This is a genomic window from Pedobacter cryoconitis (assembly GCF_014207135.1).
Classification (GTDB): domain Bacteria; phylum Bacteroidota; class Bacteroidia; order Sphingobacteriales; family Sphingobacteriaceae; genus Pedobacter; species Pedobacter cryoconitis_D.
In genome coordinates, this window is sequence record NZ_JACHCC010000001.1 from 493,086 (window position 1) to 506,052 (window position 12,967).

15 protein-coding genes and 1 tRNA gene are annotated in these 12,967 nt (G+C 39.1%); 10 read left to right on the top strand and 6 right to left on the bottom strand.

Annotated elements, in window-relative coordinates:
* Window positions 1-34: 34 nt before the first annotated feature.
* The 5 genes from HDF25_RS01940 to fbp all read left to right on the top strand — a co-directional run bounded on the left by HDF25_RS01940 (window position 35) and on the right by fbp (window position 3,583).
* The gene (locus tag HDF25_RS01940) at window positions 35-865 is read left to right on the top strand and encodes an energy transducer TonB (protein WP_184622198.1); all 831 of its coding nucleotides are present in this window, start codon (window positions 35-37) and stop codon (window positions 863-865) included.
* A 73-nt stretch (window positions 866-938) separates the two neighbouring features.
* Window positions 939-1,322, top strand: a complete 384-nt coding sequence (locus HDF25_RS01945; protein WP_184622200.1) for a VOC family protein — start codon at window positions 939-941, stop codon at window positions 1,320-1,322.
* A 56-nt stretch (window positions 1,323-1,378) separates the two neighbouring features.
* Window positions 1,379-2,029 carry a tRNA1(Val) (adenine(37)-N6)-methyltransferase gene (locus HDF25_RS01950; RefSeq protein WP_260409295.1) on the top strand — a complete coding sequence of 217 codons (651 nt, stop codon included), beginning with the start codon at window positions 1,379-1,381 and terminating at the stop codon, window positions 2,027-2,029.
* Window positions 2,030-2,037: 8 nt separating this feature from the next.
* A complete protein-coding gene (locus tag HDF25_RS01955; RefSeq protein WP_184622203.1) occupies window positions 2,038-2,529 on the top strand; it encodes a metallophosphoesterase family protein in 492 nt (163 codons plus the stop codon).
* 22 nt (window positions 2,530-2,551) lie between these two features.
* The gene (fbp, locus tag HDF25_RS01960; protein WP_184622205.1) at window positions 2,552-3,583 is read left to right on the top strand and encodes a class 1 fructose-bisphosphatase; all 1,032 of its coding nucleotides are present in this window, start codon (window positions 2,552-2,554) and stop codon (window positions 3,581-3,583) included.
* A 43-nt stretch (window positions 3,584-3,626) separates the two neighbouring features.
* Here fbp and rnhA read toward each other — a convergent pair whose 3' ends face one another.
* Both rnhA and HDF25_RS01970 read right to left on the bottom strand, forming a co-directional pair.
* Window positions 3,627-4,100, bottom strand: a complete 474-nt coding sequence (gene rnhA / locus HDF25_RS01965; RefSeq protein WP_184622207.1) for a ribonuclease HI — start codon at window positions 4,098-4,100, stop codon at window positions 3,627-3,629.
* An 87-nt stretch (window positions 4,101-4,187) separates the two neighbouring features.
* A tRNA-His gene (locus HDF25_RS01970) sits at window positions 4,188-4,264 on the bottom strand.
* Window positions 4,265-4,722: 458 nt separating this feature from the next.
* Here HDF25_RS01970 and HDF25_RS01975 point away from each other — a divergent pair.
* The 4 genes from HDF25_RS01975 (at window position 4,723) to HDF25_RS01990 (ending at window position 8,758) form a co-directional block, all read left to right on the top strand.
* Window positions 4,723-5,295: a UbiX family flavin prenyltransferase gene (locus tag HDF25_RS01975; protein WP_184622210.1), complete on the top strand. Its 573-nt coding sequence runs from the start codon at window positions 4,723-4,725 to the stop codon at window positions 5,293-5,295.
* A 153-nt stretch (window positions 5,296-5,448) separates the two neighbouring features.
* Complete coding sequence (gene mtaB / locus HDF25_RS01980) at window positions 5,449-6,768, top strand: tRNA (N(6)-L-threonylcarbamoyladenosine(37)-C(2))-methylthiotransferase MtaB (RefSeq protein ID WP_184622212.1); 1,320 nt, start codon at window positions 5,449-5,451, stop codon at window positions 6,766-6,768.
* 30 nt (window positions 6,769-6,798) lie between these two features.
* Entirely contained in the window at window positions 6,799-7,950 is a 1,152-nt protein-coding gene (locus HDF25_RS01985; RefSeq protein ID WP_184622214.1) for a prolipoprotein diacylglyceryl transferase, read from the top strand.
* Between the two features lie 10 nt (window positions 7,951-7,960).
* Window positions 7,961-8,758 carry an inositol monophosphatase family protein gene (locus HDF25_RS01990; RefSeq protein WP_184622216.1) on the top strand — a complete coding sequence of 266 codons (798 nt, stop codon included), beginning with the start codon at window positions 7,961-7,963 and terminating at the stop codon, window positions 8,756-8,758.
* Here HDF25_RS01990 and HDF25_RS01995 read toward each other — a convergent pair.
* A complete protein-coding gene (locus HDF25_RS01995; protein ID WP_184622218.1) occupies window positions 8,753-10,084 on the bottom strand; it encodes a hypothetical protein in 1,332 nt (443 codons plus the stop codon). The genes HDF25_RS01990 and HDF25_RS01995 overlap by 6 nt on opposite strands.
* 127 nt (window positions 10,085-10,211) lie before the next feature.
* On the opposite strand from HDF25_RS01995, the gene HDF25_RS02000 reads away from it, so the two are divergent.
* On the top strand, window positions 10,212-10,553 hold the full coding sequence (locus HDF25_RS02000; RefSeq protein WP_184622220.1) for a DHCW motif cupin fold protein: 342 nt from the start codon (window positions 10,212-10,214) through the stop codon (window positions 10,551-10,553).
* A 60-nt stretch (window positions 10,554-10,613) separates the two neighbouring features.
* On the opposite strand, the gene HDF25_RS02005 is transcribed toward HDF25_RS02000, so the two are convergent.
* From HDF25_RS02005 to HDF25_RS02015, 3 genes are all read right to left on the bottom strand, one after another.
* A complete protein-coding gene (locus HDF25_RS02005) occupies window positions 10,614-11,165 on the bottom strand; it encodes a NifU family protein (protein WP_184622222.1) in 552 nt (183 codons plus the stop codon).
* An 87-nt stretch (window positions 11,166-11,252) separates the two neighbouring features.
* The gene (gene purB / locus HDF25_RS02010; protein ID WP_184622224.1) at window positions 11,253-12,599 is read right to left on the bottom strand and encodes an adenylosuccinate lyase; all 1,347 of its coding nucleotides are present in this window, start codon (window positions 12,597-12,599) and stop codon (window positions 11,253-11,255) included.
* Between the two features lie 111 nt (window positions 12,600-12,710).
* Window positions 12,711-12,950, bottom strand: a complete 240-nt coding sequence (locus HDF25_RS02015) for a hypothetical protein (protein WP_184622226.1) — start codon at window positions 12,948-12,950, stop codon at window positions 12,711-12,713.
* Between the last annotated feature and the right edge of the window lie 17 nt (window positions 12,951-12,967).

A 12,967-nucleotide genomic window follows, 5' to 3' on the forward strand; every position in this document is an offset into this window, starting at 1 on the left:
GTCTCATCATACAGGCGAACCTAATCATTAAATTATGTTAAATATCTCATCAAACCTTTACAAGTCAGAGTGGACTAACCTTGTATTTAAAAATCGAAACCAGGCTTACGGTGCTTATTTGTTGAGGGCACAGTCATCTTCTATTACCTGGAAAGCCTTTTATTTAACTGTACCTGTATTCGTGTTGCTTTTTGCAGGGCCGATGTTATATAGGCATCTCCATCCGGATGATGACCTGAAAAATTTCGCAACAGAAATTCCCGTAACAGTGGCACCACCACTGGTAGACAATAAAATCCATGAGTTAAAGCAAGAGCCGGTAAAGCCGGTTCAGCAACAGGAAAAAGTGAAAACCTATAAACTCACTTCTCGTATTGAAGTGGTAGATAAACCAGAGACAGACGAAATGCCCCAGTTAAAGGATCTGGAGAATGCTGTGGCTGGGCAGGTCACACAAACAGGAGTTTCGGCACAGGCTGCTGCTATACCGGTCTCAACAGTTAGCGGGAATGGAAATGGCGATACCCCGGCAGTAGATAATAATGTATATGATGGTGCAGGCGTAGAACGTTATCCTGAATTTGAGGGTGGAATGGGGGCATGGACAAGATTTTTGCAGCGTAATCTGAGATATCCAGATCAGGCACAGGAAAGAGGGGTACAAGGGAAAGTGTATCTAAGTTTTGTTGTAGAGAAAGACGGGTCGATTTCATCGGTTACCTTAATTAAAGGGATTGGTGCTGGATGTGATGAAGAAGCTATCCGCGTACTTAAAAAATCACCCAGATGGAAACCCGGACAGCAAAATCAGCAAAGTGTCAGAGTACGTTATACTATGCCATTTTCTTTTCAGCTGGGACAATAAACCAGATTAGCTGATTAGAAATTGTAAGATGAGCCGGAACCTGTTTCCGGCTCATTTTTTTTATCTTTGTTTCATGTTGAAAAGAATCCATCATGTCGCAATTATTTGTTCAGATTATATAGTAAGTAAAGATTTTTATGTGAATGTCCTGGGGTTGGAAATTGTGCAGGAGGTCTATAGAGCGGAGCGGAAATCCTATAAACTGGATTTATCCGTAAACGGACTTTATCAGATAGAATTATTTTCTTTCGAAAATCCACCCGAAAGACCTTCCAGGCCTGAGGCTGTCGGTTTGAGGCATCTGGCTTTTGAAGTTGATGATGTCGCTTTAGTTGCTGCAGCATTGAATGCCAAAGGGGTGAAAACTGAAGCACTTAGGGTTGATGAATATACAGGTAAACAATTTACCTTTTTTACTGATCCCGATGGTCTGCCATTGGAAATTTATCAATACTAAGTATGGGGAGTATTTTCAAATTCAAAGGGTTTGAAATAAATCAGGCTGGTTGTGCGATGAAAATTAATACAGATGGTGTCTTGCTGGGGGCTGTAGCCGAACACCCTTTGCCATTGAGTATCCTGGATATAGGTACCGGAACAGGAGTAATTGCCCTGATGATGGCACAACGTTTTGCTGCTGCCAGTGTGGATGCTGTAGAAATTGATGAGTCAGCTGCGCTTGCAGCATCGGAAAACTGTCAGAATTCTCCTTTTGCTGCCAGGACTACTGTGGTTCACCGGGCATTTGAAGATTTTAATACAGACAATAAATATGATTTAATTGTTTCCAATCCACCTTATTTTGTGAATGACCTGAAAAATCCGGAAAAGAGGAAAGAGCTGGCCAGGCATGCGGATGAGGATTTCTTTGACGCCCTGTTGCGAAAAGCCGCAGGTCTGCTCAAAGCAGGTGGTTTACTCTGGTTGATCCTTCCGGTTAAACAGGCGGAAAATGTAATTACCCATGCAGTACTTCAGCAACTTTTTCCCTCCAGAATTATTCATATTTATTCGGATAAAACCAAACCTTCGTTCAGGCAGATTATCTGTCTGGGGGCTGATGACGGGCCGCCGGAGCAGGAACACCTATATATATATGAAGCACAAAATCAGTATACCAGCCAGTATAAGTATTTACTCAGGGATTTTTTCCTGGCATTTTAGTTAGATTTATGAAGACAATTGGATTAATTTCAGACACGCATGGTTATCTTGATGATGCCGTATATAAGCATTTTGATGCCTGTGATGAGATCTGGCATGCAGGTGATTTCGGGCCTGATGTAGCTGAAAAATTAAAAGCCTTCAAACCACTGAAAGGTGTGTACGGAAATATCGATGATAAAGTAATCCGGGCGGAGTTTCCAGAGCATCTGCGTTTTAACTGTGAAAAGGTGGATGTGTGGATGACACATATCGGTGGTTATCCTGGGAAATATGCACCAAATATAAAGGGTGAAATTTACACTAACCCCCCGAAGCTTTTTATCACCGGACATTCACATATACTTAAAGTGATGTTTGATCCTAAAATTAATTGTCTCCATATAAACCCCGGTGCTGCTGGTAAATCCGGCTGGCATCAAATGAAAACTTTAATTCGTTTTTGTATTTCGGAAGAAAAAATCCATACCTTAGAGGCCATAGAAATAGGTAAAAGGTAACGTATAAAGTACACTAAGTATAATGACGGGGATAAAAACATTAGGACAGTTTATTATTGAGAAGCAGGCTGATTTCTCTTACGCAAAAGGAGAACTTTCAAGATTATTGAGAGACATTGGTATCGCCGCAAAAATTGTTAACCGGGAGGTGAATAAGGCAGGTCTGGTAGATATACTAGGTGATGCCGGAACAGTTAACATACAAGGGGAGGGGCAGAAAAAACTCGATGTTTTTGCGAATACCCAGTTTATTTCGGCTTTAACCAGTGGTGGCGAGTGTTGTATAGTGGCTACTGAAGAAGAGGACGACTTTGTGCCGATCGATTCTCCGGTGTCTAAAAATGCAAAATACATCGTATGTATTGATCCATTGGATGGTTCCTCTAACATCGATGTTAACGTCGCTGTCGGAACTATTTTCTCTATTTACCGCAGAAAATCTGTGGAAGGTATGGCTACCCTGGCTGATGTATTACAGAAGGGTACAGAGCAGGTGGCTGCAGGTTATGTGATCTATGGTTCTTCGACCATGCTGGTATATACTACCGGTAAAGGTGTTAACGGGTTTACTCTTGATCCTTCAATCGGTGAATTCTGTTTATCTCATCCGAATATGAAAGTACCTCATGATGGTAGTATTTACTCTATCAACGAAGGTAATTATGTTCATTTTCCAATGGGTGTAAAGCAGTATATTAAATATGCGCAGGTTCATGATGTGGCTTCAAACAGGCCATATACTTCCAGGTATATCGGTTCGATGGTAGCAGATATTCATCGTAACCTGATCAAAGGTGGTATTTATATCTATCCTACTACGGCAAGTTCTCCGAATGGAAAACTGAGATTATTATACGAATGTAATCCAATGGCATTTATTATAGAGCAGGCTGGGGGAGTTGCTTCTGATGGTTTCAGACGAATTCTGGAAATACAGCCTGTTGAATTGCATCAGAGAACCTCTATTTTTATTGGTTCCGAAAAAATGGTAAGAATGGCCGAAGAGATGATGGTTACTTACGCAGAGGCTGAGCCTAATCACAAAAGCGCATAGACGATTTTATATTATATAAAGCGGGGTAAACAATTATCCCGCTTTACAATAAAGTACCTCTGCTTTTTTCAGCTTCAAATTCTGTGTCGATTTGTTGCGTTCCTCTGTCTTTAGAGGCGGCTACAGCCAGTTCATCACATCTTTCGTTTTCCGGATGGCTATTGTGGCCTTTAATCCAGATAAATTTTACTTCATGTAATTTATACACGGCGAGAAAACGGATCCACAGATCTTTATTCTTTTTATCCTTGAATCCTTTTTTGACCCATCCGAACACCCATTTTTTTTCAACGGAGTCTACTACATATTTAGAATCTGAATAAATGGTTACCTGTGCCCCTGGTTTTTTGATAATCTGAAGTCCTTCAATAACAGCCAGCAATTCCATTCTGTTGTTGGTTGTCATCCGGAAACCTCCGCTTAACTCTTTATAATGAGTTCCTGAACGTAATATCACTCCGTAACCTCCAGGTCCCGGGTTGCCACTTGCTGCGCCGTCAGTGTAAATCTCAATCATAAAAGGTTATTTTAAACAAATAAGATGTATTTGTATTTGAGTTTAAATAAAGAAAGCAGCCTTGTAGGGCTGCTTTCGCTGATTTTATGGGGTGGAATATGGGGCTCGAACCCACGACCCTCGGTACCACAAACCGATGCTCTAACCAACTGAGCTAAAACCACCATGTTTTTCAGTTTGACAAAAGTACACTTTTTAATATTCTAATCAAATATTTCTGAATTAAAATTCGAATTATTTTTTAAATAATTCATAGACAGGATTTTAAATTTCAATAAAATTTAACAGAATCTGCTGGATTTAGTTCTCAGAACCAGAAAAGGCTGTTTTTGTAGGTCGTGGCTGGATATAAACCAGACATAAATGCACCAAACAGGTCTTATTTTTTCTGATTCCCGGTTAAAATAGTTGTGTCAGTCAGTTTGGCTAAACATAGATTTAGCATAATTGTATCATAAAATCTTAAAAAGTGTTAAAGTTTTCTTTTTCTTAGAAAAGAATATTACATTTGGGCTTACCCTTTTCAAGGGTATGTTTTTCATAGGTAGATGTAGGGCCGGAAATTTATTTTCGGCCCTTTTTTGTCATTTAAATTTAAACAGGCTCTGTATCTTTGCAAATCATGAAAAAGAAAAAAGTCATTGTTGCAATCACTGGTGCCAGTGGGTCTGTATATGCCAAACTCTTATTAGATAATCTTCAGCAATTGTCATCCCAGATAGAAAATGTGGGTGTGGTGATGTCTGATAATGCAAAAGAAGTCTGGCGTTTTGAATTAGGGAACAGTGATTATGATCAGTATCCTTTTGATTTTTATCAAAAGATGGACTTTAATGCACCCTTTGCATCGGGCTCTGCCAGATTTGATACCATGATTATTATGCCCTGCTCGATGGGTACTCTGGGCAGAATTGCACAAGGAATCTCAAACGATTTGATTTCAAGAGCTGCCGATGTCATCCTGAAAGAACGCCGAAAGCTGATCGCTGTGGTAAGAGATACACCATTTAGTCTGATTCATATTAATAATATGAAAACAGTGACCGAGGCCGGGGGAATTATCTGTCCGGCAAACCCTTCCTATTATAGTCTGCCCAAAACTATCGAAGAAGTTGCCCAGACTGTGGTCAGCAGAGTAATTGATTTGGCAGGACTGGAGCAGGATAGCTTTCGCTGGAATGAGGAAAACGGATAATTTGACACTGGGCAGATGGTTATAAGGTGATTCTTAGGTCTGTTATCTGATAAATTATATTACAAACTTAATCTAAACAGTTATCTTTGCCCCTCGAATGAATTTTGATGGGCTGTAGTGTATATTGACCATCTTCTCATAACAATAATTTCAATGAAGAAAGTAGCATTTTATACACTCGGTTGCAAGTTAAACTTTTCTGAAACTTCAACTATCGGCCGTCTTTTTACTGATGCAGGTTATGCAGTGGTAGATTTTACTGACGGTGCTGATGTATATGTCATCAATACCTGTTCCGTTACAGAGCACGCGGATAAAAAATGCCGTAAGGTAGTGAAGGAAGCACTTAAATATGCCCCTGATGCTTACATTACTATAGTAGGTTGTTATGCCCAGTTGAAACCCGTTGAAATTGCTGAAATTGAAGGAGTGGATATGGTATTGGGAGCGGCAGAGAAATTTCGTATCGTAGAATATATTACAGATCTGACGAAACAGCCAAAAGCTGTCATTCATCAGCAAAATATTGAGAAGGTTAATCATAACTTTATTGCTGCCTATTCTATAGGTGACCGTACCCGTACTTTTCTTAAAGTTCAGGATGGATGTGATTATCCTTGTACTTATTGTACTATTCCGCTGGCAAGAGGGGGAAGCAGAAGTGATACCATAGAAAATGTGGTCAACAGAGCGAAACAGATTGCTGCAAGCGGAGTGAAGGAAATTGTGCTTACGGGGGTAAACCTGGGTGACTTTGGTATCCGTGACGGAAAACGTGAGGATAAATTCTTTGATCTGGTTAAAGCACTGGACGAAGTTGAAGGCATTGAAAGAATACGCATTTCTTCTATTGAACCAAATCTGTTAAGCAATGAGATTATCAGTTTTGTAGCTTCCTCTAAAAGATTCGTTCCACATTTTCATATTCCATTGCAATCCGGATCTGATAAAATCCTGGGACTGATGAAAAGACGTTACCGCAGAGATTTATATACAGAACGTGTGGCTACAATTAAAGCCCTTATTCCAGATTGTTGTATAGGAGTGGATGTAATTGTAGGTTTCCCTGGAGAAACCAAAGAAGACTTTTTAGATACTTACCAGTTCCTGAATGAACTGGATGTTTCCTATCTCCATGTATTTACCTATTCGGAGCGTGAGCAGACTGAAGCCGCTGATATGTCAGGTATTGTTGCTGGCAGTACCCGTGCTGAGAGAAGTAAAATGCTTCATATTTTATCAGATAAAAAACGCAGGTCATTTTATCAGTCACAGATCGGTTCTGTCGGAGAGGTTTTGTTTGAGGATGATCAGAAAAATGGTTTCATGCATGGTTTTACCAAAAATTACGTCAAGGTAAAAGCTAAATATGATCCGGTAATGGTTAATGAAATTAAAACTGTTAAACTCATGGAATTAACGGCTGATGGCGAGGTAGAAGTTATGGAAACTGACCAAGTATTAGCACATTAATCTTATATTCGCGTAAAAAAAATTACGCATATGTTTCCAACCGTTTCCCATTTTATAGAATATCTTTTTGGTATACAGGTTCCCTTGCCCTTTAATACTTTTGGTGTATTAGTGGCATTGGCCTTTATTGCCGGTTACTGGGCTTTTACTCAGGAGCTCAAAAGAAAAGAAGCACTGGGATTATTACATCCTGTAAAAAGGATTATCACGATTGGTCAGCCTGCTACTACAACCGAGCTGGTCTACAATGCAATTTTTGGTTTCCTGATTGGTTACAAATTAGTTTATGCAATACTAAATTACCAGTTATTTGTCAGTGATGCACAAACCGTATTGTTATCGGTGAAAGGAAATATTCTGGGCGGGTTATTCTTCGCTGGATTATTTGCCTACTGGGATTATAAAGAAAAGAATAAATTCAAACTCGATCAGCCTAAAAAAGTTGAAGTAACTGAACACCCTTACGAACTGATGGGAAATATGATCGTATGGGCTGCGGTATGGGGCTTCCTGGGTGCTAAAATCTTCGATAACCTTGAACACTGGGATTCTTTTATCAAAGACCCTATAGGTGGTTTACTTTCTTTCAGCGGACTTACATTTTATGGTGGACTGATCTGTGGTGGTGCTGCAGTATTATATATCGCAAAGAAAAATGGAATAAAACCATTGCATATGCTGGATGTCGGTGGACCGGGAATGATGCTGGCTTATAGCGTAGGCCGGATCGGTTGTCACCTGTCAGGTGATGGAGACTGGGGGATTGTCAATCTGCATCCTAAGCCATTCAGCTGGTTGCCTGATTGGTTATGGGCTTATACCTATCCTAATAATGTGGCTATGGAAGGTGTACCGATTCCGGGTTGTACAGGTAAGTTCTGTAACGTCTTACCTTTACCGGTATATCCTACACCAATTTATGAAGTTATTGTTTGTTTTATCCTGTTTCTTATCCTTTGGCGTATCCGTCACCGGATTAAATTACCAGGAATGATGTTTGGTATTTATTTAATGATGAATGGTGTAGAACGTTTTTTCGTGGAGCTGATCCGCGTTAATTCAAAATACCATGTAGCAGGTTTATCATTTACGCAGGCTGAATTGATTTCCTCATTGTTATTTATCTGCGGACTGTTACTGGTTGCCTTCTCGATTAAGAATAAGAACACACAAACAAACTAAATTTTAAGATTTGAATTACGAATTACTGAGTTCACAGGTTATTGCTATCGCCAGACTGGCTGGCAATTTTATAAGAAAAGAATCAATGAATTTTGATTCTGAAACTATTGAATTCAAAGGATTAAACGATATGGTTTCCTATGTAGATAAAACTGCCGAAGAGATCCTGGTCGATAATCTTGCCCAGTTAATACCTGGCGCCGGATTTACAACCGAAGAAGACACTATAGATACTAAAGGGAATACCTATAACTGGATCATTGATCCGCTCGACGGGACGACCAATTTCATACATGGTATTCCCACATATTCTATCAGTATTGCTTTGTATGAAGAAGATAAACCTGTTCTTGGGATTGTTTATGAACTGAACAGGGGAGAGATGTTTCATACGTTTAAAGACGCACCCGCTTATCTGAATTATAAGCCTATCCATGTTTCCCGGAGAAATAACCTTGCAGACTCGTTGCTGGCTACAGGATTCCCTTATTATCAATTTGATAAACAAGCTCAGTACATGCAGTTGCTTGCAGAATTGATGCAGAAAACACATGGTTTAAGACGGATTGGTTCAGCGGCAGTAGACCTGGCTTATGTAGCCTGCGGAAGATTCGATGCATTTTTTGAATATAACCTGAACTCTTATGATGTAGCAGGTGGTGCTTATCTGGTGCAACAGGCAGGCGGAAGGGTGATGAATTTCAGTGGCGGAGATGAGTTCATCGAACGCAGAGAAATCCTGGCTACAAACGGACTGATAGATTTCAGTATGCTAGAAGCTATCGGTAGACATTTTAATAGTTTATAATCCGGCACGTGTAAAGGAATAAGCCGGAAACTGATAATTGTTGTAAGTACTGAAGAATTCCCTGCCACAATTTTCAGGTAAAGAAGCGAGGCCAAAAAGCATGCTCGAAAAATCTATTCCCTGAACTTCATTAGCTCTCCAGGATGCATCCGTAGTGCTATACCTCCATAAAATTTTATACGAAGTGCCTGGAAGCATGTAAACTCCCTTATTAGTCTTGTATAAATTGATCAGGTCATTCTTTATACTTTGATCAACCGGGATAAAGCCACTTATAATGTGCGGAGAAACGATGTTATTTGCATTATCATTGATACGGTTAGCCTGATAACCAGTCGGTGCACTTCCTGCTCCAAGTCCCCATTCATAAGCAGCCAGACCAGTGGTCAGTGTCCACCATTTTTTATCAGCCAGCATCGAATTCTTCATATAACTTATGTATTTTGTGCTGGCCGAGTAAGGTTGGCACAAATAATAACAGAACTGAGGGATAAAATCAGAAAGGAATGAACCCGGTGAGTCAGTTAAAACGCTATAACCCGAATAATCAGATTTTGGTAAACTGGCAGGGTTGGCATAAAAATTATTCCATAAGGTAGTTGCAGGTCCTCCGGCTCCGTTTTCTGAATGATAAGCCAGGTTGGCCAGGATCATGTATTCATTGTATACCGAAGTTTTTCCCAGTCCGTTACCTTTCCCATCAAGTGAAAGATATAATTTACCAGTAGCAGGGTCGGCTATTGCTTTAGACCAATCAATGGATTGATATAACGAATCGGCAAGACCGGCGATGATCGTATTCCCACTATAATATTTTTTGCAAAAGAGCGCGCCAGAAACCATAATAGCGGCATCAACAGTACTATATTCAGAATTCCATTCCTGTGCACCGGTTTCCATGTTCACAAAATGACGGGGAAACCCTGATGTATTTACGTCCAGCTTAAAGCCTGGAGTATGACCTAGTAGCGTTCTCAATGTGGTAATCACTTGCTGACTGCCATCAGGAACCCATTTCATTTTATCAGCAATGCATAGCGATATCATTCCGATTCCAATATTCGCAACCGAGGCGGGATGATAATCAGTGCCATTAAACAGTTTGGAATCCCTGTAAATCCCTTTGGTATTACGCTGCATTTCGTATACCCGGAAAGCATTCCTGAATAAAACAGCTAAAGTATCAACTTTGCTGCTGTCCTTTCCTGAAATCGATTCAGTACCTGAACGGTCAATTAATGCCTTATCCTTAGAACAGGAAGAAAGTCCTGCTGACAATATTACAAGGCCTAAAATTAAGCTGGTTTTGCTTAGGTATTTCCTCATGGGTAGAAATGGTTTCGTTCACCTTAAATATAGTTAGATAATGGGGGTATTTCTTTAAATAAGGTATCTTATCTTTATTTAAAAATCAAAATCTGGAATAACGTAAAAAAATAATAAAAAAATTAGAATGAGTAATATACCCTTTCAGACCATAGATTGGAATAAAATTCCAAAAGTCGAACACCCAGGTGAAACAGGGACATCAATGTGGCAGACACTACAATTCGAAGGACTTCGGGTAAGAATGATAACCTATACTAAGGGCTATTTAGCTGACCATTGGTGTCAAAAAGGACACATCGTCCATTGTATAGAAGGCGAATTTATAAGCGAACTTGATAATGGTGAAGCATTCTCGTTAAGTCAGGGAATGACCTATATCGTTTCCGACAATTTAAGCTCACATCGTTCATTTTCAGAGACCGGAGTAAAGCTCTTAATTATTGATGGCGATTTCTTGAAAAATTAATTCATAAAAAAAAGGCTCTTTGGAAATTTCCAAAGAGCCTTTTTTTTATGAATAGCTAAATTACAAAGCGTTTGAAACCACTTCTTTAACTTCAGGAACCATACGTTGTAACAAATTCTGGATACCAGATTTTAAAGTAATTGTAGAGGAAGGACAGCCACTACATGAACCGCGAAGTTCAACGGTAACTACACCTTCTTCAAAAGACTTATAGCTGATCGCACCACCATCCTGTTCAACAGCAGGACGAACATAGTCGTGTAAGATTTGCTGGATTTTTATTTCCAGGTCTGATCCTTCAAAAGCCGGTGCTTCTTCAGTTGTTACTTCTTTGATTTTATATTCTGATTCTACAGCACCTTTAACAAATTCCTTTAAAATTGGTTCGATATCAGGCCATTCCGCATCTTCAGTTTTTGTGATGGTCACGAAATTGCTCGCGAAAAATACACCACTAACAAAATTGAATTTGAATAATTCTTTTGCAAAAGGAGAGTGCTCAGCACTTTCTTTTGTAGCAAAATCTTCGCTGCCATTGATCAAAAGCTTATTGACCATAAACTTCATGGTGGCAGGATTCGGGGTTTGTTCTGTATATACGTTGATAGTCATTGTCTCTTTTTTCTTACAAAAATAAATAAATCACGACTCAAATTCAGATATCGATGTCTGTTTTAGGTCATTATATAGCAAAGGCTATTAAAAGACCCCTGTGTAATTAAATGGTGTGATTTGCTTCAGTTCCTGTTTTAAGTCCTCATCAATCTGTAAACCATCAATAAATGCTGCCATAGTATGTGCAGTAATTTTCTGATTTGTTCTTGTCAGGTCTTTGAGGGCTTCATAAGGATTTGGATAAGCCACTCTTCTCAATACAGTCTGAATAGCTTCAGCTACTACAGCCCAGTTGTTTTCAAGATCTGCGGCAATCACTTCATTGTTTAATAAAAGTTTATTGAGCCCTTTTAAAGTAGAAGCGATAGCAATTGATGTATGTGCCATAGGTACACCTACATTCCTCAATACAGTAGAATCTGTAAGATCGCGCTGTAAACGTGAAATCGGCAATTTCGCTGCAAAGAATTCAAATAATGCATTGGCGATGCCGGCGTTACCTTCTGCATTTTCAAAATCAATAGGGTTTACTTTATGCGGCATAGCCGAAGAGCCAACTTCGCCTTCTTTGATTTTCTGTTTGAAATAGTTTTTTGAAATATATGCCCAGATATCCCGGTCAAGATCAATAATAATTGTATTAATTCTTTTGAGTGCATCACATTGTGCTGCAAACTGATCATAATGTTCGATTTGTGTGGTATGCTGTGCACGGCTCAGCGTTAAGATATTATTGACGAACTGATTAGAGAAATCTACCCAGTTAATTCCAGGGTAAGCGATATGGTGTGCATTGAAATTTCCGGTTGCACCACCGAATTTTGCACTGTGAGGAATAGTTTTCAGATTATTCAGCTGAATTTCCAGACGTTCTGCAAAAACCAGGAATTCTTTGCCCAGTTTAGTAGGTGAAGCTGGTTGACCATGCGTATGTGCTAATAATGGAATATCTTTCCATTCGGTAGCCAGTTCATGCAGTTTATCAATTAATAACTGAATATTAGGGTAATAAACTTCGTTCAGGGCCAGTTTAAAGGTGTATGGGATTGCCGTATTATTGATGTCCTGTGAAGTTAATCCAAAATGGATGAATTCTTTAAAGTCTGCCAAACCTAAATTATCAAATCTTTTTTTGATAAAATATTCAACAGCCTTCACATCATGGTTGGTGATTTTTTCCGTTTCTTTTATTTCCTGTGCATCCTCATCACTGAACTGCTCGAATATATTGCGGAGTTTAGTGTAATCTGATTTGTTAAAATTACTTAAACCTGCTAAACCAGTTTCACACAAAGCGATGAAATATTCTATTTCAACGTATACTCTATACTTGATTAAAGCAGACTCAGAAAAATATTTTGAGAGATTTTGAGTGGTATTTCTATAGCGGCCATCAACCGGCGATATAGCTTGTAGAGGAGATAAATTCATGAATAGGAATAATTTTACAAATGCAAAGGTAGCATTTTTTTAGGCTCTTATAGGCACAAAAAAAAAGGCTTTGGAATTTCCAAAGCCTTTTTATGAATAAAATTATTCAGCTTATTTTTTAACTGGAGCTGCAGGAGCAGTAGCTGGTTTAACTTCAGTAGTAGTAGTTTTAACAGTAGTATCTTTCTTAGTAGAATCTTTAACTGTAGTATCAACGTCAGTTGTAACAACTGCACCTGAATCAGTTACTGAAGTGTCAGTAGATGAACCAGTTTTTTTCTCTGAGTTACAAGCTGCTACTGATAAAGAGATTGCTAAAGCTAAAAAGCCGAATTTGAATAAGTTTTTCATTTGAATTCTGTTTAAAA